The 23,729-nt window shown below is 43.7% G+C and carries 32 protein-coding genes and 1 riboswitch; of the genes, 13 read left to right on the forward strand and 19 right to left on the reverse strand.

Annotated features, from left to right (window positions below; translation table 11 throughout):
* The first annotated feature begins 29 nt into the window (after positions 1-29).
* Positions 30-1,715 (forward strand): arginine--tRNA ligase, encoded by a 1,686-nt coding sequence (gene argS, locus RB160_RS06930; protein WP_316569497.1) that lies wholly within the window; start codon positions 30-32, stop codon positions 1,713-1,715.
* Between the two features lie 105 nt (positions 1,716-1,820).
* On the opposite strand, the gene RB160_RS06935 is transcribed toward argS, so the two are convergent.
* The gene (locus RB160_RS06935) at positions 1,821-2,021 is read right to left on the reverse strand and encodes a hypothetical protein (protein WP_316569498.1); all 201 of its coding nucleotides are present in this window, start codon (positions 2,019-2,021) and stop codon (positions 1,821-1,823) included.
* 82 nt (positions 2,022-2,103) lie between these two features.
* Positions 2,104-2,640: a GrpB family protein gene (locus RB160_RS06940; RefSeq protein WP_316569499.1), complete on the reverse strand. Its 537-nt coding sequence runs from the start codon at positions 2,638-2,640 to the stop codon at positions 2,104-2,106.
* A 338-nt stretch (positions 2,641-2,978) separates the two neighbouring features.
* Here RB160_RS06940 and RB160_RS06945 point away from each other — a divergent pair, with 338 nt between their 5' ends.
* The 4 genes from RB160_RS06945 to RB160_RS06960 all read left to right on the forward strand — a co-directional run bounded on the left by RB160_RS06945 (position 2,979) and on the right by RB160_RS06960 (position 6,039).
* A complete protein-coding gene (locus RB160_RS06945; RefSeq protein ID WP_316569500.1) occupies positions 2,979-3,353 on the forward strand; it encodes a GntR family transcriptional regulator in 375 nt (124 codons plus the stop codon).
* 4 nt (positions 3,354-3,357) lie between these two features.
* Positions 3,358-4,218 (forward strand): ABC transporter ATP-binding protein, encoded by an 861-nt coding sequence (locus tag RB160_RS06950; protein WP_316569501.1) that lies wholly within the window; start codon positions 3,358-3,360, stop codon positions 4,216-4,218.
* 54 nt (positions 4,219-4,272) lie between these two features.
* Positions 4,273-4,911, forward strand: a complete 639-nt coding sequence (locus RB160_RS06955; protein ID WP_316569502.1) for an ABC-2 transporter permease — start codon at positions 4,273-4,275, stop codon at positions 4,909-4,911.
* A 330-nt stretch (positions 4,912-5,241) separates the two neighbouring features.
* Entirely contained in the window at positions 5,242-6,039 is a 798-nt protein-coding gene (locus tag RB160_RS06960) for a DUF2935 domain-containing protein (protein ID WP_316569503.1), read from the forward strand.
* A 53-nt stretch (positions 6,040-6,092) separates the two neighbouring features.
* Here the strand turns inward: RB160_RS06960 and RB160_RS06965 are convergent, their stop codons facing one another.
* Positions 6,093-6,557, reverse strand: coding sequence for an NUDIX domain-containing protein (locus tag RB160_RS06965; RefSeq protein ID WP_316569504.1), 465 nt, complete (start codon positions 6,555-6,557; stop codon positions 6,093-6,095).
* A gap of 226 nt (positions 6,558-6,783) precedes the next feature.
* Between RB160_RS06965 and RB160_RS06970 the strand changes: the two genes are divergently transcribed.
* Positions 6,784-7,344 carry a hypothetical protein gene (locus RB160_RS06970; RefSeq protein WP_316569505.1) on the forward strand — a complete coding sequence of 187 codons (561 nt, stop codon included), beginning with the start codon at positions 6,784-6,786 and terminating at the stop codon, positions 7,342-7,344.
* 48 nt (positions 7,345-7,392) lie between these two features.
* On the opposite strand, the gene RB160_RS06975 is transcribed toward RB160_RS06970, so the two are convergent.
* Together RB160_RS06975 and RB160_RS06980 are read right to left on the reverse strand one after the other, a co-directional pair.
* Positions 7,393-7,965 (reverse strand): GNAT family N-acetyltransferase, encoded by a 573-nt coding sequence (locus RB160_RS06975; protein WP_316569506.1) that lies wholly within the window; start codon positions 7,963-7,965, stop codon positions 7,393-7,395.
* Positions 7,966-8,005: 40 nt separating this feature from the next.
* The gene (locus RB160_RS06980) at positions 8,006-8,710 is read right to left on the reverse strand and encodes a DUF5694 domain-containing protein (RefSeq protein WP_316569507.1); all 705 of its coding nucleotides are present in this window, start codon (positions 8,708-8,710) and stop codon (positions 8,006-8,008) included.
* 192 nt (positions 8,711-8,902) lie between these two features.
* Between RB160_RS06980 and RB160_RS06985 the strand changes: the two genes are divergently transcribed.
* Positions 8,903-9,010: a YjcZ family sporulation protein gene (locus RB160_RS06985; protein WP_316569508.1), complete on the forward strand. Its 108-nt coding sequence runs from the start codon at positions 8,903-8,905 to the stop codon at positions 9,008-9,010.
* Positions 9,011-9,096: 86 nt separating this feature from the next.
* Here RB160_RS06985 and RB160_RS06990 read toward each other — a convergent pair whose 3' ends face one another.
* The 4 genes from RB160_RS06990 to RB160_RS07005 form a co-directional block, all read right to left on the reverse strand.
* Positions 9,097-9,501, reverse strand: coding sequence for a GNAT family N-acetyltransferase (locus tag RB160_RS06990; RefSeq protein ID WP_316569509.1), 405 nt, complete (start codon positions 9,499-9,501; stop codon positions 9,097-9,099).
* Positions 9,502-9,675: 174 nt separating this feature from the next.
* Entirely contained in the window at positions 9,676-10,038 is a 363-nt protein-coding gene (locus tag RB160_RS06995; RefSeq protein ID WP_316569510.1) for a YybH family protein, read from the reverse strand.
* An 83-nt stretch (positions 10,039-10,121) separates the two neighbouring features.
* Positions 10,122-10,436 (reverse strand): DMT family transporter, encoded by a 315-nt coding sequence (locus RB160_RS07000; protein ID WP_316569511.1) that lies wholly within the window; start codon positions 10,434-10,436, stop codon positions 10,122-10,124.
* On the reverse strand, positions 10,436-10,777 hold the full coding sequence (locus RB160_RS07005; RefSeq protein WP_316569512.1) for a DMT family transporter: 342 nt from the start codon (positions 10,775-10,777) through the stop codon (positions 10,436-10,438). The genes RB160_RS07000 and RB160_RS07005 overlap by 1 nt, the downstream gene beginning before the upstream one ends.
* A gap of 64 nt (positions 10,778-10,841) precedes the next feature.
* Positions 10,842-10,940, reverse strand: a riboswitch (guanidine-I (ykkC/yxkD leader).
* Between the two features lie 356 nt (positions 10,941-11,296).
* Between RB160_RS07005 and RB160_RS07010 the strand changes: the two genes are divergently transcribed.
* Entirely contained in the window at positions 11,297-12,115 is an 819-nt protein-coding gene (locus tag RB160_RS07010) for a VOC family protein (protein WP_316569513.1), read from the forward strand.
* A 59-nt stretch (positions 12,116-12,174) separates the two neighbouring features.
* The gene (locus RB160_RS07015; protein ID WP_316569606.1) at positions 12,175-12,936 is read left to right on the forward strand and encodes a helix-turn-helix domain-containing protein; all 762 of its coding nucleotides are present in this window, start codon (positions 12,175-12,177) and stop codon (positions 12,934-12,936) included.
* A gap of 94 nt (positions 12,937-13,030) precedes the next feature.
* On the opposite strand, the gene RB160_RS07020 is transcribed toward RB160_RS07015, so the two are convergent.
* From RB160_RS07020 to RB160_RS07065, 10 genes are all read right to left on the reverse strand, one after another.
* On the reverse strand, positions 13,031-13,495 hold the full coding sequence (locus RB160_RS07020; protein ID WP_316569514.1) for a hypothetical protein: 465 nt from the start codon (positions 13,493-13,495) through the stop codon (positions 13,031-13,033).
* 442 nt (positions 13,496-13,937) lie between these two features.
* A complete protein-coding gene (locus RB160_RS07025; protein WP_316569515.1) occupies positions 13,938-14,543 on the reverse strand; it encodes a YdcF family protein in 606 nt (201 codons plus the stop codon).
* A gap of 14 nt (positions 14,544-14,557) precedes the next feature.
* Positions 14,558-15,133 (reverse strand): NUDIX hydrolase, encoded by a 576-nt coding sequence (locus RB160_RS07030; RefSeq protein WP_316569516.1) that lies wholly within the window; start codon positions 15,131-15,133, stop codon positions 14,558-14,560.
* A gap of 33 nt (positions 15,134-15,166) precedes the next feature.
* Complete coding sequence (locus tag RB160_RS07035) at positions 15,167-15,700, reverse strand: hypothetical protein (RefSeq protein WP_316569517.1); 534 nt, start codon at positions 15,698-15,700, stop codon at positions 15,167-15,169.
* Positions 15,697-16,239: an AAA family ATPase gene (locus tag RB160_RS07040; RefSeq protein ID WP_316569518.1), complete on the reverse strand. Its 543-nt coding sequence runs from the start codon at positions 16,237-16,239 to the stop codon at positions 15,697-15,699. Before RB160_RS07040 ends, RB160_RS07035 begins: the two co-directional genes overlap by 4 nt.
* Before the next feature lie 111 nt (positions 16,240-16,350).
* Positions 16,351-18,288, reverse strand: coding sequence for a threonine--tRNA ligase (gene thrS, locus RB160_RS07045; protein WP_316569519.1), 1,938 nt, complete (start codon positions 18,286-18,288; stop codon positions 16,351-16,353).
* Between the two features lie 686 nt (positions 18,289-18,974).
* Positions 18,975-19,307 (reverse strand): hypothetical protein, encoded by a 333-nt coding sequence (locus RB160_RS07050; protein ID WP_316569520.1) that lies wholly within the window; start codon positions 19,305-19,307, stop codon positions 18,975-18,977.
* A 363-nt stretch (positions 19,308-19,670) separates the two neighbouring features.
* The gene (locus RB160_RS07055) at positions 19,671-19,820 is read right to left on the reverse strand and encodes a hypothetical protein (protein WP_316569521.1); all 150 of its coding nucleotides are present in this window, start codon (positions 19,818-19,820) and stop codon (positions 19,671-19,673) included.
* Complete coding sequence (locus tag RB160_RS07060; RefSeq protein ID WP_316569522.1) at positions 19,804-21,135, reverse strand: cytochrome c3 family protein; 1,332 nt, start codon at positions 21,133-21,135, stop codon at positions 19,804-19,806. The genes RB160_RS07055 and RB160_RS07060 overlap by 17 nt, the downstream gene beginning before the upstream one ends.
* A gap of 431 nt (positions 21,136-21,566) precedes the next feature.
* A complete protein-coding gene (locus RB160_RS07065; protein WP_316569523.1) occupies positions 21,567-22,022 on the reverse strand; it encodes a GNAT family N-acetyltransferase in 456 nt (151 codons plus the stop codon).
* A gap of 346 nt (positions 22,023-22,368) precedes the next feature.
* Between RB160_RS07065 and RB160_RS07070 the strand changes: the two genes are divergently transcribed.
* The 4 genes from RB160_RS07070 (at position 22,369) to RB160_RS07085 (ending at position 23,720) form a co-directional block, all read left to right on the forward strand.
* Positions 22,369-22,548: a Spo0E family sporulation regulatory protein-aspartic acid phosphatase gene (locus RB160_RS07070; protein WP_316569524.1), complete on the forward strand. Its 180-nt coding sequence runs from the start codon at positions 22,369-22,371 to the stop codon at positions 22,546-22,548.
* A gap of 328 nt (positions 22,549-22,876) precedes the next feature.
* A complete protein-coding gene (locus tag RB160_RS07075) occupies positions 22,877-23,011 on the forward strand; it encodes a YuzL family protein (protein WP_082306974.1) in 135 nt (44 codons plus the stop codon).
* Positions 23,012-23,108: 97 nt separating this feature from the next.
* Positions 23,109-23,213, forward strand: coding sequence for a cysteine-rich CWC family protein (locus tag RB160_RS24005; protein ID WP_396954670.1), 105 nt, complete (start codon positions 23,109-23,111; stop codon positions 23,211-23,213).
* A 225-nt stretch (positions 23,214-23,438) separates the two neighbouring features.
* Positions 23,439-23,720, forward strand: a complete 282-nt coding sequence (locus RB160_RS07085; protein WP_316569525.1) for a hypothetical protein — start codon at positions 23,439-23,441, stop codon at positions 23,718-23,720.
* Positions 23,721-23,729: the final 9 nt, after the last annotated feature.

Raw genomic sequence — 23,729 nt, forward strand, 5'->3', positions numbered from 1 at the left:
TTTTTTATTTTTCTGGGAGGGGAATCGGAATGAATAATTTTAAGGACAGTTTTACGGACGTTCTTTTTGAAGCGCTGGACGGACAGCTTGATAAGCAGAAAATCAGTTTGATGATTGAGAAGCCAAAGTTCGAGCATATGGGCGATTTGGCGTTCCCTTGCTTCGAGCTGGCGAAAATTTTCCGAAAAGCACCCAATAGCATTGCGGCCGATTTGGCCGGGAAAATCCATTCGCCATTTTTTGAAAAAGTAGAAGCTGTAGGTGGTTATGTGAACGTATTTCTTGAGAAAGCCACCGTTTCGGCAAGTGTGATACAGCAGGTCCTTTCTGAAAAGGAGGCGTACGGAGATGCTAAACTTGGCGATGGCCGGGCGATAACCATCGACTTATCCTCGCCGAATATCGCGAAGCCTTTTTCGATGGGCCACCTGCGCTCGACGGTGATTGGGAATGCCCTCGCGCTCATTTCGGAAAAATGCGGCTACCGGGCGATCCGGATTAACCATCTCGGTGACTGGGGCACACAGTTCGGCAAGCTAATTGTCGCCTATAAGCTGTGGGGCAATGAGGATAAAGTTAAAAAGCAGCCAATTAAGGAATTGTTGAAGCTCTATGTCCAATTCCATGAGGAGGCCGAAGCTAATCCTGAGCTTGAGGATATGGGCCGCCACTGGTTTAAAAAGCTTGAGGACGGGGACGGCGAAGCCCTTTCGCTATGGAAATGGTTCCGTGAAGAATCGCTCAAGGAGTTCTCCAAGATTTACGATTTGCTTGGAATCAGCTTTGATTCAACAAATGGTGAAGCCTTTTACAACGATAAAATGGACCGGGTTGTCGAACTTCTTAAAGAGAAGAAGCTTCTCATTGAATCGGATGGCGCGCAGGTTGTCCAGATCCAGGACCTTCCTCCCTGCCTCATTAAAAAGAAGGACGGCACCACCCTTTATGCGACCCGTGATTTAGCGGCGGCCATCTACCGCCACGAAACGTACGGATCGGTTCAATCGCTGTATGTCGTGGGGAATGAGCAGTCCCTCCATTTCAAGCAGTTGTTTTCCGTCTTGGAGAAGATGGGCTTTGGTTGGGCAGCCGGATTGGTTCATATTCCATTCGGGATGATGCTTAAGGATGGCAAGAAGATGTCGACCCGGAAAGGGAAAGTCGTTTTGCTTGAGGAGGTTCTACATGAAGCCATTTCCCTGGCACTCGAAGACATCCTGAAGAAAAATCCGGATCTTCCGGCGAAGGAAGAGGTTGCCCGCCAGGTTGGCACCGGGGCTGTGATTTTCCACGACCTAAAAAACTTCCGGATGAACGACATTGAATTCTCATTGGAAGACATGCTGCGCTTTGAAGGCGAAACAGGGCCGTATGTCCAATACACCCATGCCCGCGCTTCCTCGCTTTTACGAAAAGGGAAGTTTGCCGAGAGCGGCGGGGATATTCAGCTTGAGGACACGGAAGCATGGCCGGTCGTAACCGCTTTGATGGCCTTCCCGGAAGCGGTGAAACGTGCTTTCGCTGAATATGACCCTTCCCAAATCGCCAAATACGGCATCGAACTATCGCGGGCGTTCAATAAATACTACGCCTCGGTCCGTTTCCTCGAGGAAAGCAGCCAGAAGCAGGCGCGCCTGTCGCTCGCCTATTCAGTCACAATTGTCCTGAAGGAAGGGTTGCGGCTGCTCGGGATTCAGGCACCGGAGGAGATGTAGGATTAGATAGAGGAAGTGCTCAGTGGTTCTGAGCATTTCCTATTTTTCATAATAGTTAGAAGCGTTTTTAGAAGGAGTAAACTACTCCTTGTTAGTTGGCATTTGTCAGCCGCCTTCTATACAAGTGGATGATGAACTTCCAACTGCATCGTTTAATTCTTTAAGAAGTGGAGAAAGGTCATCACCATCAATAATTTCCTTTAAACTATGTTTCGTCAATGGGATATCATATTTTTTGAAAATAGATGCCGTCTCTCCCCAAACTTCCACGATTCCAACTGGTGACATGTTCGCTTGTATGACCATTTTAGCTCCCCCCCCTTTGATTCGATTTTACTACTTCGCCTCCCAAATAGCGCGTGGTTGATTTATATCTGGTTATAATAGTCTAGTTTTTGCTATTGCTCATGGCAAAGATTTTTTTAACAAAGGCTTCTTTATGGTCGGTGTATTCGTTGATTCCTTGTGAGGTCTGCCTGGTATACTCTAGTTTTAGTTCTTCGTATTCCCTTTTCGCCTCTTCGTTCGAGTTTAGATAATCGCGGAAAAAGATGAGGTGATTCCATAGCTCGCCGCCGAAATCAACAAGATGGATGAAATGGGTTTTTACCTCGTAGCTATTGTCCGTGAATTTCGCAAATACGATTTCGTTCGGCCTTTCCACGCGAAGCCGGTAAAAGCCCGCTTTCTGCAAGCCTTTGGCAAGCGAATCAGAAACTGATGAATAGTCACCAATTCCAACAAGAATGTCAATAATCGGCTTTGAGTGGATTCCAGTGATCGCTGTGCTTCCGATATGCTCAATTTGATTGTCTTGTAGATTGGTATGCTGCATAAGATTCTTTTTCACCTTGGTAAATTCCTTCTTCCACTCGGGATCATACGGCACAACTCGTACTTCATTCGATTTTAGTCCCAGTTTCATATCCATCCCTCCGTTTTCACTTATGGTAACTGGAATAGGTGGCTATTTGCAGTCTGAAAATTGATTTTTTGTTGTGGTAAAATAGAAGTAGAAAAATTTGTGTTCACACTACCCGCCACTGTTCCAAAGCCATTGTCCTATAGTTACCCCGCAATTTTCTATATTTTTTCGCCCCTTGAACGCTCTTAAAACTAGGAGCGTTTTTTAATGGTCTACTTTAGCTGCTTTTAAATGAAGCCTCTCCCCTCCCCTTCTAAAAAATCCACAATTTCGACAAGGATTTTTAATAATCAACTGTATATAATGAATATATACAGTTAATACGATTGGGTGTTGTAATGGATATTATACTTTCAAATAACTCAGATTTACCCATTTATCAGCAAATAAAAAATCAAATGATTCAGCAAATCATGAAGGGCGATCTTAAAGATGGAGAACAGTTGCCTTCCATACGCAACCTTGCCAAAGAGTTAAAAATAAGCGTCATTACAACAAAGCGGGCTTATGATGATTTGGAAAAGGAAGGGTACATCGATACGGTTATCGGAAAAGGAACGTTCGTCTCCGTAAGGGGGAAAAACATGCTAAAACAAAAACAGTTCGAAACAATCAATGGCAAATTGAAGCTGATTGCCAAAGACTGCAAACAATATGACATTCCCTTACATGAAGTGCTGGAAATGATCAAAAAGCTGTACGAGGAGGAATGAATCGATGGAGAATATCTTGGAGCTGAACCAGGTTAGCAAGAGTTATAATGACTTTTCTTTAAAAGAGGTAACTTTTTCACTTAAAAGAGGATATATTATGGGTTTCATTGGGCCAAATGGATCCGGCAAGAGTACAACAATCCGTTGCATAATGGACCTTGCACATATTGATGCTGGTGAGGTTAAACTGTTTGGAACTACATATCGGGAAAATATGCAAAATCTAAAAAAGAGAATCGGCTTCGTTTATGACACAGATGTATTCTTTGAGGATTTGTCTGGCGAAAAAAACAAAAAAATCATTTCTTCCTTTTATGAGTCATGGGATGATAAAGCTTTTTACCGATACGCGAAAGATTTCAAGATCCCACTTAAAAAGCCTATAAAATCACTCTCAAAAGGAACGAAAATGAAGTTTTCGCTGGCCATTGCCCTTTCCCATCATGCGGAGTTGATTATTTTGGATGAACCCACATCGGGACTTGATCCTGTTTTCCGAAAAGAATTACTGGATATTTTATTAAACGTAATCCAGGACGAGAATAAAGCCATTTTTTTCTCAACCCATATTACAACTGACCTTGAACAAGTAGCTGATTTTATTACTTTTATTCTGGATGGCAAAATTATTGCCTCGGAAGAGACTGAGACTCTATTGGAGAACTATGTTCTAGTTAAAGGACCGAAAAGTTTAATAGGAAGGATAAAAGATCATCAGCCCATTATGATGAAAGAATCCCCCCTTGGATTTGAGGCCTTTTTGAAAAATGATAGGTCAAATGAATTCGAATTGGATTCAGAGTGGAAAGTGGAGCGGCCTTCTTTAGAAGAAATTATGTACTACTTGGTAAAGTCATCCAGATAAAAGTTCGCAACAGATGGATTCCAGGAAGGGAGATTTTTTATTATGGTTAAGCTAATGATAAAAGACCTTTATACTCAAAAGAAAAGTGCTTATTTTGCCCCGCTCCTTCTGCTCGCTTTTTTCCTGTCAAAACAAAAGGAAATCAGCATGGGCAATGCTTCTATCGAAAATGTTATCTTTGGTTTAAGTGTTGGCTTTATTGCCTATTTTATGACCATGTACTCTAACTTCAATACAGGGGAAAGCGAACGGCTGCAAAATAGGTTGATCCTCAGTCTTCCGGTAAGCCGTTGGGAAGTCATTCGCGCAAAATATTTGATGATAGCTGTGTGGTGGGTTATTTCCTACTTTACTTATTTTATTTTAATTGTCACTTTAAAATATGTTTTCAATCTTTTACCTCAGCTTTCGATTGGCCTTCATGGTACACTTCTATCGTTTTGCTTCGCTTATCTTTTGTCATCAGTTTTCTACCCTATTCACTTTAAGTTTGGGTACCGGACTTCAAGTTTAGTTGGAATATTACTATTTTTCCTTATAACAAGCAGCTTTGGCAAACTACTGGGCATGAATTCAGGTCTTTCTATTATTCTGCAAAACCATCCAATTCTTTCAATTGCAATTGTTTCCTTAGCTGTATCCTCTTTATCATACTTTTTGTCAGGGAAAATTTTTGCTAAGACTGATTTTTGATTAGGTCAGGGGATTAATTGACTGGGAGACTGAGGTGAGAGCATGGGTTATAAAACCGTTTTTTTCTATTTGATTGGATTCATCTTGTTAGGGACGGCTTTTCTTCAGGCCATGGCCCAAAGCTTTTCAGCCATTTTTCCATTACTCTGTTCCATTATATTTTTCCATAGAGCTGTAAGAGGTAAAAACGACAAATAATCTTTAGCAAATGTTTTTTATTGTAAGAGGGACAGCAAAACAACGAAAACCGACATTCCTGAAAAATCATAAGCCCTGTAAACTAGGAATACACATTTATAGGGCATAGGATTTTTTAAGGGGGGGACCGGAATGGCTGTTGATTTTCTAAGAACAGCAAGGGATGAACATCTGTTTTGGCTTCAAATCTTGGGAGATCATTCGCGGTTTATCTTCGAAGCGCTGGCGCCAGTCCAAATAAGGGAGATTCAAGAGGCTTCACGATTCATACAGGTATTTGATACACTTCTCGCTCAGGCGCGAACTGCGGACCCAATGCAGCTGGCAGCCACAGCTAAAGCAGAGGTGATCAGCCTGCGTGAATTCAAACTGGCATTATTGAGGGAACATCTTGCCGGAAAAATAAAAGTCCATCTTTCCCCCACCTTCTTCAATCATATGGTTAATGAACTTGAGGAGTATTTACGGATTTTGGAGCATGTAAAGGCCGGTGAAATGCCGCCGCTTTGCCATGAAGTCCATCACCACCTTGTTTGGCTGCTCGATGCGGCTGGCCATTCCGGTGCGATTTCATCGAATTTGGATAGTGTGGAGAAACGTTTGAAAGAGAAAAGCGATACCTTCACGAAACACTTTGAGCAGTTCTATCTGAAGGCGGTTGAAATGGCTGGCTATCTACGCACCAACTTGACAGAATTTCCGGCCTTGGCCAGGTTCAATTCGGAGGCAAAGCTGGAAATCGTGTTGTTCCAGCAATTTTTAGAGGAAATCGAGGAACTCCGGTTATCCAAGGAAGCGCTTGGCACATTCGCCCCGCTCATGGCGGACCACATGTTCCGTGAAGAATGTTATTACCTAATGAAACTCAGCGAATCGGCAAATCTTGAAAGGCCCAACTGCGATCCTGCTAAACCACGGCTTGAAGAGTAATAGAAACTAAAAGGGTTGAGGGAAAATATAGCCTCAACCCTTTTTATATTGATCTAGTTTATATCACCAAGATAAACCGGAGACTTTTCGTTTCTGGTATGTTTGATTATGTGATGTCTAAGCTCTTTAGGATATACGTTATATTCGTGCAATTTATCAATTGGCAGCCACACAACATCAATCTGATTTGGGTCCGGGTTAGGAGGCAATAGGTTGAGGTATTTCCCGTTGACGAGTTTACAAGCAAAATAATGTTCGACTTGATGAAAATTTAAATGCATTGATGAAAATTCATGGTTTTTTCCTATGTATTCGCGGACATAAAGCAGTTCCCCAATTTCAGCTGGCTGGCCAATTTCCTCTATACACTCTCTTAGCAGCGCTTCATGAAGTGTTTCACCGCGCTCCTGACCACCACCCGGGAAAAGATAATAATCACCCTCACCATCGTGCTTTTTTATCAATAAAATCTTTTCATCCATGATAATAACCGCTTTAGCCGAGTTTCTGATTTGCATGTGCCATCCCCCTAATTGACTCAACGTTCTGATAGTACTTACCCATCTACTTTACATTATTTAGAAGATTATAATGAATGCTAAATCATCCATTTAGGATTCACGGGCCATTTTTTTTCAAATTTTAGAAGACCAATATAATTATCCAGGTTGGCTGGGGCTGTTTCGATAAGTTTCTGCCACATGTTCACAAATAACAACGTCTATTCATTAAGAGGTGATGAGGATGAGAAAATTGGTTTTTCTTATATGTATCATGATTTTTGCCGGGTCGTTTTGGATTGGCGGGCCAACAAAAGTAGCTGCATGCTCATGCGCTGGGCCGCAGGCTGTCGAAACAGAATTTCAGAACAAAACCGCGGTGTTTTCAGGGAAGGTGCTTAAGATTGAAGACAGGAACTTCAACCTGTTTACCCAGTCTTCGGCTGACCCGCTTACAATTATTTTCGAGGTAAAATCCGTCTGGAAAGGACCGAGCCAAAGCCAATTGATTGTGACTACCGCAAAAAGTTCGGCCAGCTGCGGAGCGAATTTGATTGAGGGAAACGAATATTTGGTCTATGCATCCGGAAAAACGGGTAAATTGGAAACCGGCTTATGTGACCGGACAAAGCTCTTGCAAAATGCTGCGGAAGACCTGCAGATTCTAGGGCCGGGGAAAAAGCCATTGAAAATCGCAAACCTGGAGCATGTGGGTTCCGAGACATCCAAATGGGTTCTGGGAGTCGGGCTTGTATTGTTGCTTGCCATCCTATATTTTTCTTTTAAAAGGCTCCGTACAAAATAATCATCAAAAACACCTTCGGATGAGTGCGAAGGTGTTGGTTTAGGGATGTTATAAATTCAAATACCAAATAAGTTGAACTTCATCTTTAACCTGAGGATCATGGATGTATGCATATTCATCTATTTTGCCTAACACCGCCCCATGTTTTTGATAAAATTTGCATGCTGGGACATTATTATTTTGGCATTCTATTTTCATTTGGGTAAATCCCTTTAATTTGGACCATTCAACTGCCATGTTAAACAGTTGTGTGCCGACCCCTTGTTGTTTATATGGATCATCCACCCTTATATCCCATAGTACAGCAAGGTCCTCTCTGGCATCAAGCATATGGATACCCTTTGTTTTTGAAGCAACGGTCGCAGCTCCAACAGGCCGTTCATTATGAAACGCCATGAAGAACACCCAATTTGTTATATCAAATTCATTTGGATATTGTGTTGGTTTCTCATATGCTCCTAGATCTTTTATGTATTCTTTAACCGGGGTTTCTTTTAGCAAAATTCCGCCTAAACCATTTTCTATTTTTTCCAGGCTAAATATACTTTTAACATGGACAAGCATGGCGATTCTATCATATTCATGAAAATAGGATTCATCTATCTCCTTATATGTGATCACATGTTCACCTCAATTATAATACATTCAGCCTGTCGCAATTTCAGGATAAATACCCCAAAGGGTCCGCAATCTCGCACATTTCACTTTCCTCGAGGAATTTGGTAATGATTGCGCTATGGGAACAGCCTACTATGAATAAAATTCTGTCGCTATCCGAATTCATAAGGCGGGTTAAATTGGAGAAGATGATTAAATTCCTTTCATACCACCAGCTTAACCAGTTCATGCCTATATAATTGCTGAAATCCCCGATGCGGGCCATATTTAGATACATTTTATGTACTTTCGCAAGCCATACAGGGTCATTCAGCTCCCGATAATACTCTAACACACTCTTATTGCTTGTTAGTTCCGGTAAAAAAATTCCTTCGTAAATTTCTTTATGGAGTTCAGGCTGGTTTTCTTTTAACCATTGCTCTACTTCTCCATAGCCCATCCGCGATTTTCCCATCCAATCAACCGCATAAAGCTTATCATGACCCAGTATTGAAGCTGATTGGAAGCCAATCTGATCAATTTCATTCAACTCTATGGAAAACCGCCCCAATTTAAATTCCCGGTATTGTTGATTTAGGAGATCATTCTTTTCAGCGGTCATTTCCACCGCGATTTTCGTTGGCCGGAATTCGATTACTTTAGCTACAACTTCCTCGATTTCCGCTTGCCGTTTTTCCGACAACAATTCCTTATGCTCGCTCATGTGGAAACTTCCAAGTACAAGGACAGTGGGTTTGGATTTTTTCACTTTTGGTACTCCTTTCTTATCCGGAGAGCGCATGGTGGGATGCTTGGACATGTTTATTTTCATAGGCCTAGAGAATGACTTTTGATTCTTTCACTAAATGGTTCTTTCACCTACTAATTCCTCCATGTTTGTCCCTATCAATCTCTTTAGAATTTGCATACTTTGTAACATGACTAATAGGGTGGTGAGTCTATGGGATACCAAGGTGGCGGTGGATATGGCACAAGCTTTGCTTTGATTGTTGTGCTTTTCATCCTTCTAATTATTATTGGAGCATCCTACATGGGTGGAGGGTACTAAATAACAAATAGGTACTTTATGTAGAAGCGTGTGTTCCTCACGCTTCTTTTTATTTTTGGATTTAACTTTCCGAAAAAACTCGGTTCTTAACTACCTTTAATTCTATGCATGACGTATTGCGATTTGCTCTGCCTGAAGTTGTTTTTTTCGTAAAAAGGAATGAGATGTTGTTCGCAAAATAAGCTGATGACGTCAATATGGGTGAGGCCATCCAAGAGCATGGAGACTAGCTTTGCACCAATTCCGTCTTTCTGGTAGGAAGTTATGATGACAACATCTTCAATATACGCCCTGAACTTCCCATCTGTGACGGCGCGGGCAAACCCAATGAGTACTTCCCCGTCCCATGCTCCTACGGATTGCCCGTTCGCTAGCATCAGCTCAATATTGCCCTCTTCCCTTTCCGGCCACCATCCAGCATCTTGGTACAACCGCATCACGTCCTCAGCCTTAATCGGTTTTTCGGAATAGGTCAAAATTTGAATACCCATGCTTCTTTTTCCTCATTTACTAGTTTGATAACTGTAGGTTTTCTAAAAAAAACATCAAGACCGGTTTACCTCTTAAAAACTCTCAAAACGGTCTTGAGATATCCTATCAAGACAGCTTCACTCTTAAAACTTTCAAAACAGTCATTAGAAGCAGCCCTTTTAAAAAGAGCTTCATTACGGGCTAAGGTGTTCGTGAATTAGTTTCCATTCCTGGTTGGCGTCTTTTACGAAAACATTGGTTGCCCGGCCGCTGCCAGAAATTAATGTTCCATTGTAAAAGCCTTCATAATGATACCGGTAAATGCAGGTGGCTGAGTTGGCGTCAACGGCAAGCCAATTGGTATCGGAGGCGGAGTATACTTCGTCTTTGATGAGATTCCATGAATTTTCAAAGTATGCCTGTATGTCGCTTATCAATGTGCAGGTTTTATCCGAGAACCAGTAAACCGCTCCTGGATGGAGAAGTTTCTCCACCTCTCCAAAGTCATGCGTGTTTGTTGCCCGGATATAATTTTCCAAAGCCTGTTCGTGGCCCATTGGAAACATCCCCCCATAAGCTTATCTATTAAGGAATTTTCAGATAATCCTATCTAATCATATGGAGGGGTTATTTTCCACATTTACGAAATGAGTTTAAGGCCGATTGCAGAGCCAAGTACCATCGCAATGCAGACAACTCTCTTCCAGTCTTTTGATTCGCCGTAAAACAACATGCCTATGAGCGCTCCGCCTGACGCGCCAATCCCCGTCCAGATTGCATATGCAGTCCCCATAGGCAAGAACTTCATCGCATACGATAAAAATAGGAAACTTGCTCCGAACCCGAGGACCAATAAGACAACTGATTGCCAGTTTCGTTTTTGGTTAAGCCTACTCATCATGGCAACGCCAAACATTTCAAAAAGCCCTGCAAAAATTAATGAAATCCATGCCATTACGATTCCGCCTCCTCTTTCTCGCTGTCGCCTGAGACCATTTTTAAGCCTATAACCCCGGCTAATAAAATGGCAATCAGGAGTATTTTCTCGGCCTTGAATGGCTCTCCAAAAATCACAATATCCGCTAATACTGTTCCCGCGGTCCCAAGGCCGACGAACACAGCATAAACCGTTCCGACGGGCAGGTTCCTACTCGCCAAAATCATATAGTAAAAACTAACCCATATCGCCAGAACGGTTCCTGTCCATTCCAGGAATCCATCCGCATGTTTCAATCCAATCACCCATGCTACCTCGAAAATGGCAGCTATGAAAACTTTCATCCAGTTTGAATTCATGTTTCTCACCTTTCATACGTTATTTTCCACAAATAAAAAAGCCCGAAAGATTACTGTAAACAGTATCTCCCAGGCTTTTATCCCTCCGTGGCACAGCATTCGCTGTGAGTTTTCTCTCGGACCAGGCTAACATCACTGTTACGGAACCCTAGAAAACCTTCTTATACAATTAGTTTTTATTATACATATATATCAATTTTATACAAGGGGAAATTGACTTATTGCCGGGCATCTTTGGTGGGAATAGGAAACCAATAATGCCAAACCGAGCGATAATTATGCCGAATCCACAATTATTAATGCTAAATGAATACCGAACAAGCAGGCATTTCACGTAGATAGATAGATCTTGGACCTGCGATGCCGCAATCAGTTATTCTTCAGGCTCCGTTGAAATTTGGAATCGAACTGGCGTTTTTTCACTCAATAATTTTTATAACTTCTTGACCTTAAAGTAACCTTAACCTTTAGAATAGAGGTTGGAAGATGTTACCGATTTAGTTTAAAGGGGATGGAAAGATGGTTTTTAGATGGGATGGCGGGTTTATTATGGTTTCGTGGGATCGCTTTGAAGATGGCCTTAACTGGTATACCGAACATTTGGGGTGGACATGCCTCGATCAAGTCGTATCCCCGGTAGGGAAAAAAGCTTTTTTAAAAATGCCGCGGCTTGGGGTTGTTACGCTTAAATCCTTTGAAGCTGATTTTGAGCATTTTAAATCAGACAGTTCCTTTGAAGGGCATACACGCGTTGGGTTCGAAGTTGTGAATCTGAAGGAAACACTGGCTTATTTCAAAAAGGAAGGAATCAAGGTTTCGGAACTGACAGAATTGCCGACCGGGCAGCTGAGTTTTGATATTTTCGGCTTTGAGAATGCAAGGATTACCGCGGTACATAATCCTTCCCTTGAAGGGCAATTTCCGGAAGCACGGATTACAGGTTTCAGCGATGTGAATGTAAGGATTGGGGTCAGGGATGTAGAGGAAGCGGCAGTCTGGTATCAAGAGAACCTGGGGTTGAAATTTTTAAAACAATACGGCAGTGATTATGCCCACCTGCAAGCAGAGGATGCCTATGATTGGATTCAGCTTTCTGAAGTGTTTTACGATAATATTTGGCTGGAGCGGATTGAGGATGCCTCTTTTGAAAAAGCAAACCCTTCCGTCCGGAGTTACTTTGATGTCCGGCCTGAATTGTTTTTCGAGACATATAACCAGTTAAAAGCCAAAGGGCTGGAACCATCGGAAATCGCAGGCAACCCGAATACAGGCTGGGCTGGCTTCCACTTTTTTGATTTGGACGGAAACCGCATCAATGTTTGGTCATACTCTGCGTAAGTCCCTTTTGCTAAAGATACTTGCAGGCATTCCTTGAATGGAGGTGAACGGGTTTGGCAATGACAATACAGAGGTTTTCCGAGCGGACCGGGCTATCACCAAGCACGTTGCGGTTCTATGACCAGAAAAGATTGCTTGAGCCTTCCGGGCGTTTGGATAATGGATATCGGGTTTACTCAGAGGAACAGGTCCATCAAGCACAGATCATCCATTCTCTTCGCCTTGCCGATATCAGCATCCAGGTCATTCATTCCTATTTGGAAGCAGATGAGGAAAAAAGGCAGTATTTGCTTTCAGGCTGGAGGCAGGAAGTGGAATCAAAGCTCGCTTCCCTGCAGGTTGCAAAAAAGTATCTGAATGGTATGAATGCCAAGGAACAGCATATGCATCTTGTGAGATGGGACGAGCAGCCCACGTTCATTTGGTTCCGCCATACCGTCCAAAGGAAATTGAACCCCTTTCAGGCAGCCATGCTTTCCGATTTGGGTAAAACAAAGCAATTTGGGCTTGACGTTCGGCCTGGGATTTACCTTCGGACCCTGGATTCCAAAGGCGATACCCTCACAGGAGAAGTAGGGTTTATTTTAACAGGAAAGCCTTCCCACTTGCCTGCTGGCGGGGAGATGTATTTCGAGAAACTGAAGCCAATGCTCTACGCCACACTGGAATGCAATGTAAATGATCCGTTTATCTGTTTCCAGTTCATGAGGCAGGTACACCGGTTCGGGTTCAAGTCCAATGGGGTTAAATTGGAGAAGTTTGACTCCCCTAGTGCGCAGACATTTCGCTATATGATTCCGATTTTGGCTGAAGATAGGTAATGGATGTTTTTAAAAAAACATTGTGAGAGACTCTCCAGAATTAAAAAGACTGCCGGCAACCTTGTTTGAGAGTTGCCGGCAGTCTTTTGACATTTCACTTCATACTTAAAGCCGTCTTAATGAACTCTTCTTTTGCCAGATTACTTGTTCCTTTATAATCAATTGAGTATTCAACCTTGCCTTTTGTCCAGCTAAACATTTGGGTGTCATCGGATGCAACCGTGTAATAGGCGGTGGTGCCATCCGGCAAAGTGAGCGATTCATCCCAATCCGATACATTGTTCCACCCTAGTTTGCTTGTCGCCCAAACAATGATTGATTCGTTCTGATTTTCATACGTTAGCTGTACCCTATCAAAGCCGATTGCCCTGGCATACGTATGGTCCGCTTGAATTGGTACGTACACTGGCGGTTCCAATTTGAAAAATAAACCAGCAACAGATACCGGAAACTTCACGACGGAGACAACCACCATAAAAGCGATATAGCCGACAAGAAGATATGTGAGGATATTCCGGATTTTATTTGAGATAATGAACCTTTTTTCGATTGCGTTCATTTTTAGAACCTCCTTAAAACTGAGGTACACTCTTCCCCCTAATTTTACCACACACAATTGGTGCCCACAGCAAAAAACCGTTTCTATTTCAGAAACGGCTTAGCTTGAACTATTAAATTCCAACCATCAAAATTCTCAGCCGGAAATGTTTTATAAAAACAAAAAAACCCCTCATAGGGATTAATTATTATTGTCTATAACAGTACCTAAAAACAATATATACTCTTGTATTAGCTCTCTATATTGGGGGTCAGGGCATCTTTCAAGATCCTGTGACAGCCTGCTGATTTCTCTTTTGAGTAATTGCTGTTCGTGTTCGTGCATGTCACTCGCCTCACTGAAGTTTCTCACATTCAGTCATTTATACCCACTACGAATGGAGGTTAAACTTCCTTTCCGGCAAAATCCTACAAGTTTTTTAAAAACCATATTTAGTCTTCATTTATACTTCAACATCTTCGTCGATTAGTACCCCAAGTTTAATATAATAGATTAGTTTCTGTGCTTCCGTTTCGACGCGTTTTCTGCCAATATCACTAAGGAACCAATTATCTTCATTTGTATTGTTATCCTTAACGGGGCACAACGTATAGCGGATCCACGGCGGCATATACGTTTTCAACGTCAGGTGCATCCGCCGCATGTGGTAGGTGCTCGTGACAATAAGGAGCCTGTTAATTTTATGTAAGTAAAACGCACGATCCAATGTTAACAAGGAGGCGAGCACGTTTTCCTTAGTGTGGAGCGATTGGTCCTCCACCAATATATCCTCTTCCGGGACCCCGAGGGCGAGCGCCTCATTTTTCAGCATGATTGCTTCCGGAAAATCGTTCCCCGGCCATGTTACGCCACCGGAAAAAAGGATTTTGCTGGCCCGGTCCTCATTATAAAGCTGTACTGCTTTCGGCAACCTGTACTGGACCGCTTTGTTGCTCCCAGCCACAAAAATGCAGTCGCCCTGTTCTCCATCATCTTCGAGTCCCCCGAATAGCAGATTCGTCAACTGCCTATCCGTAAGCGTCCGAGCATCCAGTTTTGAGAGATACATATCTTTTGTCACCTCTATGTAGGTATAATTTGGTCTTTAGAACCCTGTGCCCCAATATAATTCTTCGCCATATAATACGCGCTAGCGGTAAATAGCTGAGTTTTGATTTCGCCGGATCCCATCATCCTGCCAAAATCGTTAAAATCAACGAGTATCACTTGAATCTCTTCGGTGCTATCCAATGTTTGTGCAGATGCTTTATAAGCGCCCTGAATTAGATAGGAAATTACTTTGTTGGTTTGGGTAGCGGGATTGACCATGAATTCAACTAATTTAACCGGAGCGGAATTAGAAGTAAATCCCGTTTCCTCCCTGACCTCCCGAAGAATTCCTTCTTCATACGTCTCGTTTTCTTCAATTTTCCCTGCGGGTATCTCCAGGAAAAAGTCGTTCCCGGCGTGGCGGTACTGTTTTACTAGCACGATTTTGTTATCTTCGGTAATAACTACCGCGTTCACCCAGTCCGGATATTCATTTACGTAATAATCGTTGATTACAATACCGTTTGAAAGCTCGCATGTGTCCTTCCGCAAGTTTCCGAAGGGTGTTTTGTAAAAATACTCAGACGCCAAGGTTTTCCACTTTTTCACGTTCTGTCCATCCCCCTATTCTCCCTAAACAACTCAATCCTCCAACACTGGCACCGAGGTCTCCTTCCCGCCCTGTACTACAACGAAGTTCCTTAATTTTTCCGAAGCATCTTTTTTAATTTCAATCACAAAAGTTCTTGGTGTGGCATCGGTTGTACAGACACCGCTTTCAGCAGCTAGCCGCATGGACAACTCTTCTTCCCCAGCCCGAAAAGTGGCCTCTTCAATCTTAAAAGGACAGCTCCCTGATTCATAGGTGCCAAAAAAGATAACTGCATTCTTTTGAAAATCAACCGCCGGGATGTCTGCGGTATCTAGTCTAAAATGCCGCCATATCTTCAGATAACCAATCTGATTGACGGCTTTTTTCACTAAATATTCATTATCTGGATGATCTTCGTTCTGAAAGGCGATGTCATCGAAATTGACGGGGAGGCTTTTCCCGGATGCAAGCAGGTTGATCTGTTCCCCAAGCCTCACCGGGTTTACGGGCCCATTTTTGCCAAAAGCATAAAGAACTACCATAATGGCCGCTATCCCGATACCGGCCAAAAGCCATTTTTTCATGTGGCCCCAACCTTCCATGAGAATTTATAGGAGGGATTCTCCATAATCTTAGTGACGATATCATCGAGTTTAGATAGCCTGGTAGTATCATAGAAAAAGCGCGGTTCGACTCCCTTGCTGAGAAACTCGTCCACCAGCTCGAGGCATCTAGCTCCCATTTGGTCGGGTTTCGCCCTAAGGGAATCCCTCTGCAACAACTCATCGCGTTCTGCCCATAATACTACGTAATGGATTTCAACATCCCCAACTTCCTTACCAACCTTTTCGGAAAACCGCCGGACATCCTCAGGGAAAGAGATATAATCGATGACAACGTCCTTGCCGGCCTGAACAAAATTAATGCCCAAATCGATGATATTTTCCCAGACGAGCGACTCCAATTCCTGGCTCTCCCACGGTGGGATATGCCCACCTACAACCATATGATTGACCAGATCACCTTCAATATAGGCACTATGGCTAAATTGCTCGGCCAGCCTCCTAGCAATGGTTGATTTCCCCACGCCCGCCGGACCTGACACGATAAAAATTTTTCTCATACTTCGCTTCTCCATTTCCTATAATTGGGTAATTCAATTATCACATCCCGCCTAAAAAAATGCCATTACTAAAAAAGTGCGCCAACCCAAAGGATCAGCGCACTGCAAAAATTATACAAGTTCCCCAGCCGGCAATTCACTTTCGAGTGAGCGTTCCTTGATTTGCCGGGCAATGATTTCTTTAAACACTTCAAACGGGATGCTTTCGGAGTTTTGCTGACCGTATCTCCGCACGTTCACTGTGTTGTCGTTCACTTCATTGTCGCCGATTACGAGCACATACGGGATTTTCTGCATTTGGGCCTGGCGGATTTTGTAGCCAAGCTTTTCCCCGCTTCCGTCGACTTTTGCCCTGACCCCAAGCTGCTTTAATTCTGACTGAAAGCGCAAACAGGCATCAAGGTGGACTCCAGAGACCGGGATGATTTGCGCCTGGATTGGAGCGAGCCAAACCGGGAAGGCGCCAGCGAAATGTTCGACGAGAATTCCGAAGAAGCGGTCAATCGAGCCGAAAATCGCGCGGTGGATGACGACTGGCCGTACCTTTTCATTCTTTTCATTGATGTACGCCAAATCGAATTTCTCAGGCATTTGAAAATCAAGCTGGATTGTCGCACATTGATGGCTCCGCTTCAAGGCGTCCTTTATGTGAAAATCAATTTTCGGCCCGTAAAATGCACCATCCCCTTCGTTCAAGTGATATGGGATTTCCAGGTTTTCAAGCACCCGCTTTAAAGCTGCCTCGGAAACCTCCCAGAGCGCGTCTTCACCAAGGGAATCTTCCGGGCGAGTCGACAGCTCCACCGAATAGTCGAATCCGAAAGTCCGGTAGACTCGGTCAACGAGCTTGAACACTTCCTTGATTTCATCCTCGATCTGGTCCTCACGTACAAAAATGTGAGCGTCGTCCTGGCAAAAAGTCCGAACGCGCAGCATGCCATTCAGCGCGCCGCTATACTCGTGTCGGTGCACCTGCCCAAACTCGGATAAGCGCACAGGCAAATCGCGATAGGAATAAAGATTGTTTTTAAAAATCAGCATATGGCCGGGACAGTTCATCGGCTTCATCGCAAATTTTGTCCCGTCGACCTCGGAAAAGTACATGTTTTCATGGTAGTGATCCCAGTGGCCTGATTGCTCCCACAGCCGCTGGTTCATCATGAACGGAGTCCGGACCTCGCTGTAATCGGCGCCGTTTTGGAGCTCACGGGAGAAGTTCTCCAGTTCGTTCCGGATGATTTGCCCATTAGGCAGATAGAATGGCATACCCGGCGCTTCCTCAGAAAACATGAACAGTTCCAGCTGCTTCCCAAGCTTCCTATGGTCGCGCTTCGCGGCTTCCTCAAGGAAATTTAGGTACTCATCAAGTTCCTTTTTCCTTTTAAAAGCAACGCCATAAACACGCTGAAGGACTTCATTCTTGCTGTCGCCGCGCCAGTAAGCGCCAGAAACGCGTGTCAGTTTGAAGGCTTTCACGAATCCAGTCGACGGAAGGTGAGGGCCGCGGCAAAGATCAATGAATTCTCCCTGCTCATAAAGTGTTATTTTTTCGCCAGGGGGCAGGTCCTTCAGGATTTCCAGCTTGAACTGTTCACCTTTTTCGGAAAATAACCTCTCTGCTTCTTCATAGGATACTTCATGGCGCTTGATCGCCTGGTTCTCGGCGACGATGCGCTCCATTTCTTTTTCAATCGCCAGTAAATCCTCGGGGAACAAGCTGCGTTCGAGCTTCATGTCATAATAAAATCCGTCTTCAATGACAGGTCCGATACCTAACTTTACTTCGCCAAAAAGCCGCTTTACTGCCTGTGCCAAAATGTGGGCCGAAGAATGCCGCAAAATTTGCAGCCCATCTTCGGAATCGAGCGTAATGATCTCAAGCACCGCGCCGTTTTGAAGAATGAAGCTTAGGTCGACGAGCTCGCCGTCAACCTTTCCCGCAACTGCCTGTTTCCCAAGGCTTGCGCTGATTGCCATCGCTGCCTTCCCGACTGACACTCCCTTTGCAAATTCCTTCATACTTCCGTCCGCTAATTTTACGTTGATCATCGTTTTCCTCTCCTTTTTTAAAATAAAAAACACCCGTCCCTCAAGCAAGGGACGAGTGTGCATAACCCGTGGTTCCACCCAATTTCCCGTAATCAATCCTTCTTTGTAAAACGGCGATTGCCTACGGCTTTGGTGCTTTAACGCAGCATATACGGCATCGGATACTCTGGTTCCCCGATGCGGCTCAAAGGCGGTAAATTGTTCTCCTGCGTTAGGAAGTTCGCAGCACCCTTCCCTCTCTGGAAACCGGAAAACAATTCGTGTCCTTTTCATCGCGATACTTATATTTTTGAAAAATAAAAAACACACCCATCCCTCGGCAAGGGACGAGTGCGTTACCCGTGGTTCCACCCAATTTCCCGTAAACAAACCTGGCCATGAGTTTCACTTTTTCAAGCGGAACATTCCCGTGTAAAGGGGCGGCAGCTTACGGCTTTGGCGCTGTAACGTAGCAAGGACGGCATTGGATACTTCATTTCCCCAATGCAGCTCGGAGGCGGTAAGACACTTTCCTGCGTTAGGAAGATTCCAGCTTTCCTTCCCTCTCTGTAAACCGAAAAAGTACCCCATGCCCTCGTCATCGCTTTTGAAAATCATAGTTCTATTGTTGTTTCCACATATTACATTATTTATTCATCACTTGCAATAGCTTTTTTAAAAAATGGGCCTGCCGTTTCGAGAACGACTTAAACCCGAGGATCATCGTTTTTCCGATGGAAATCCTTGATCATTACCTGATTTCTGTCATGAAACCTGTCAAAGGTTTTATAATTCACCATTCTTATGAATAGGTTTGGCTTTTTCTCCGGCCTGTTAATGACCGTTTTGCAATACTTGCAGGTAACGGCGGTTTCATCAATCAGCTCGATGCAATTTGTACACTGGACGAGGCGTGTTTTATAGGGAACAAATATCGCAACGATAGATCTCAGAATTGAGAAAATAAAAATGAGTACGGCAATTACAAATGGAATGGTAAGATATTGAAGAACTTTCATGAACATTTCTATTTGCATCATGGTATACCTCCCTCTCATTATTTAGGAAGTGAAAGTTGCTTGTAAAAAATGAGTTTATTTGTCTCCCTTATTTTACTATTCGACGAGCGTATACCCAATTCCTTCCAAAAAAAAAAAAAAAAAAAAAAAAATGCTACCATGTTTCTCCCCGTTTTTCAACCGATATCCCAAAAAGAGGGAATATTACAGCACCGTAATTAATTTTACGTTAATTTTTAATCTGTACGTAATAGAATCATCATATTTGGGCAGTATGATAGATGTGTGGAAAGGAACCAACTTTTTCATACCCCCTTTAAAATTCTCTTTTTGTCCGGCCGCGTGCCGGACCTTTTTTTGTTCCTACTTCCTATTGGCCATTTTTCAAACAGAAAAAGCGGCCTTTTTATCACAAAAAAGACCGTTTTTTTGAATTAAGGTGCCTGGGAACACGGGTTGGAACTTTTTTGCCCGGTTGTAATGATTGGCATCTTCGATATTTAAATTGGCAGGAGCATTAGTATGCTGGTTCACCTGGGAAGTCACCTTCGTGGCAAAATTCGCAATACACGTCTGAAGGGGCATTATTTTCTATGCCCGGTTCTGGCTTTTCGTTGTCATGGCAGACGAAGCAGCTTCTTCTTTGTTCAGGGGACTCGGAATTTTTTCGATGAGCATCGAAAAGCCAGGTGTGGCGATCCTTGTGATTTTCTGGGCTTTCTGCATGGCACAAGCTGCAAAAATAGTTGCCACGGGATTCCTTTGCTGCCGCCGCAATGGTTTTTTCATAGATGATTTCCTTCGTTTCTTCGGTTAACAATTTCCTAATATCCTGCTTTTGAAGTTTTTTGGACCAGAGCGAGTCTTTGTGGCAGTTCAGGCACTCGCCTAATTCCTCTATTGCGTTACTTCCATGGGTTTGGGACCAGTTTTTGCTGCTGTGATTTTTTGGGGTATTAATCTCTTGATGGCATGTGAAACATTGCATTGAAAGCTTCGTGTCAGTTTTTTGCTGGCCTATTGCTTCGAGGATCACCTTCTGGGTGTTTTTGGGCAAGCTTCTCTCCAGAGTACCTGCCTTCATTTCAGGCGTTTCCTCAATAGAAGAATCTTTTTCGTCAAGTTCCTGGTCACGTTCCAAATCCGGGAGGCTGTAAGCTGAATCTTTCCAAGGACGCTTTCCCTGGTTCACCTGCTCATGGCAGTCAATGCAAGTCCCCATATTTGGTTTAACAAATTTTTCACCTATCAGCTTTTCGGCATTTTCATTAGTCCAGGCCTGATAAGTAAAGGAGTCGCTGATTCCCCGCTCGACTACTTTGGCGTGGACGACACCGCTATGACAGGTGATGCAAGGGATTCCCTCTTCAATATGGCCAACATGGTTGACAATAATGTCCCCAGTGGCAGTAACTAGGCGGTTCCTCGAATGGCATTGCTCGCAATTCTCATTACTTACGGCCACTGTCTGGACAACTCGCGTGGACGGTTTGGTAAAATGAGCAGCAACCCTTTTGGCTTCTTCGACTTTATTTATTATCGTATTTTTCCCACCGGGTTTGATATGGCATTGAACGCATTTTATCTGATTATGGGCACTGACCTGGAAAGTTGCATGCTGGGGAGCCATTTCGTGACAGGATGCACAAAATGTTGGGGTTGAGGCATAGCTGAGTGCTCCAAAACCAAATGCAATGAAACAAATCATTGTTATCAAAAAGCCAACCAATAGCTTCCATCTCCGAATAGGATTTTTTCGGGTTTCCTGAACGGCATGCCCATCAATGGAAGCCTCAGTATCCTGGCTTTGACCAGGCCGGGCTTTAATTCTCCTTTTGTAAAAAAACATCGCCATCCCCCCGCTTCTGTTAGTATCTTACCAAAAGCAGCACGGTTGGATGACACATTTCAAAAAGTGTTCACAATTTCCTTCCAAAACGGTGTTTGGCTCCGATTTATGAGGTCGGCTTTCCGTTCCCCTGTTTTACATGGGCAAGGTACTCTTTGAAGGTTGGGCTGTTCGCTCCAGACATCGAAGGCATTGCCGTCCAGGTCACGGAAGACGAAGTTTCTGCCTTGGTGGTCCCGGTATCGATTTCGCCTACCTTGACACCTTTTAAAGGAAGTGGTTGCGAAGGGCTGCGAGTGACTCAACGCCATCGACTTCAAAGGTAACGGAGAAACGCTCGTTGCCTCAAATTATTACTTTTTTAAAAAACCTTCCAATCCCAAAACTTTGCAAACCACTGTTTATTTTGGTTCGACTAAGGGATCCGCTCTCTAGCGGTGGCCGTCTATTCGGGCCTGAATGTATCCATAGTAAGCGCATGTGCCGTTTTTAGCAGGGTCTTTTACCTCGAAGCCGCATTTTTCGTAGAACGGGAAATTATTAGCAGAGGTGTGGGCGAACCAATCCCCGTGCGGGAGTTTTTGAAGGCAGAGGGCGACAAGCTTTTGGCCGATGCCTCTACCTTGGTAGTCTGAATGGACGATAAGGTCCATAATCGTCGCGGCCATGATCTGGTCCGAGATGACGCGGACCATGCCAATCATGTCGTCTTTATCCCAGACAGTGAAAGCCCAAGTCGAGTTTTTGAAAATCAAAGTAAATTTTTCCTTTTGCCAATTGGGCGTGTTCCGGGCCCAGCCGGCATCTTCGAAAAGGGCTTCGACTTTTTCGGCTGGAATACCTTCCGTTCCTTCCCTGATTACGAGGCCGTTAAAGTATTGATACATTTGGATTCCCCCTTTGTCTTAGCCTTAAGATTCGTGATTGGAGAGGAAAATCCTTTTTTAAAAAATTCGATAAAAGGCTTTACCTTGTTTCGCTTTTACCCTCTCATCGATTTTCGTTGGGTTTTCGTAACATTCTACTTGTTGTTGAATAATTTTTGTTTCGGGATATATTTAAGGAAATGTTAACGGTTTGTTCATAATTTGTTCATTTTTGCGAGGTATGATGGTTTTGTGAAAAGCTCCCCTCATACTTTTCATATCCCCCCTCTTTTAATATATAGTCTTAATCCGGCTTTCTGGCCGGATCTTTTTTTATCATCTAAACTTTTCTGACGGGAGAAATGCCATGGGTCAACAACTGATCGTTAACAAGGATGAATTGGTTGCCGATATTGAACTCCTCCGGACTGATTTGATTATAAAAAGCAATCAGCTTGGAATGAATCATCAAGCTACGATCCAGGCCAGCCAGAAACTCGACTACTACATCATCCAATACCAAAGAATGGCTAAAAAAGATTGGTAAAGGAACGTACACATGGCCAGGTAACGGAATGGGATGCTTTTCTCACTATCGTACCTACCGGTGAAAAACTTTAAAATTTCTTAACATTACCTTCATATAACGTTCATAATGGATGGATAGGATGGAAGTATGGAAAGTTACCCCACTTTCCATACTTCCACCCTGTACTAAAGAGAATATCTTTTTTACCGGCCTCGTGCCGGAATTTTTTTTGGTTATATATGCAAGCGCCATCTCGGTTTCTTTGTCCCTGGATGGTCCATGCCAGCCCTAATTTTCCACTTTATTTATGAGTAAGCTGGGAATGTTAAGGTAAGGGGTGATGTTGATGGCGAGGTTGAAGAAGAATCCTTCTGAGGCTGGTGTGAGTGCGGCGAGTGTGAAAGGGAATGCGGGTCCGCATAATATTCGGCATCGGAAGAATAAGGTGAACAGCCAGAACAATCAATTTAAAAAGGATTAAATTTGAGGCGCCCGTCATGGGTGCCTTCTTTATTTTGCGGTGGACTCTCCGAAAAAAAAGCTTAAAATAGAGAAAAAGCGATATGGAGGGGCTGGCGATGGCCGGGAATATTTGCCCGCTTTGCGGGGATGAAAACGGGTGCATGTCGGGGAATACCGAAGCTTGCTGGTGCACGCATGAAGAATTCCCACGGTATTCTTGAATTAATCCCAATTGAGTTTTTGCACAAGGTCTGTATTTGCCGGAAGTGTCTGTTAAAGTTCAAAGAACAAGCTCCGGTTGACTGTTAGAAATTGTTTTTTTGCACAGAGAATGGGCTTGCCTCTCTGTGTTTTTTATAGAGAAACCGCCTTGCGTCACTGCATATTCCTCCCATGTTTGGGGATGTTAACGGATGCGGGATTATTATGTTCAGGAGGTTTTGACTATGCAACAGCAGCAAAATCAAGGTATGCAGAATCAGCAAGGGGTTATGCAGCAGCCGCCAAATGTGTTATCGGGGAAAGATGAGCTGTATTTGACGGATATGCTGACGTGGAATTTGCTTGCGGCAAAGAAGGCTCATTTTTACGCGCAGCATTGCCAGATTGAAGCGATGCGGGCTGAGGCCGAGCGGGTTGGCCAGATGCACCAGCGCCATTATGAGAAAATCCTTGGCCATTTAAGCGCACACGAGAACCAAAATCCGCAGCAGTATATGCAGCAGTAGGAGGAACGG

This window comes from Neobacillus sp. YIM B06451, from assembly GCF_032667185.1.
Lineage (GTDB): Bacteria > Bacillota > Bacilli > Bacillales > Cytobacillaceae > Bacillus_D.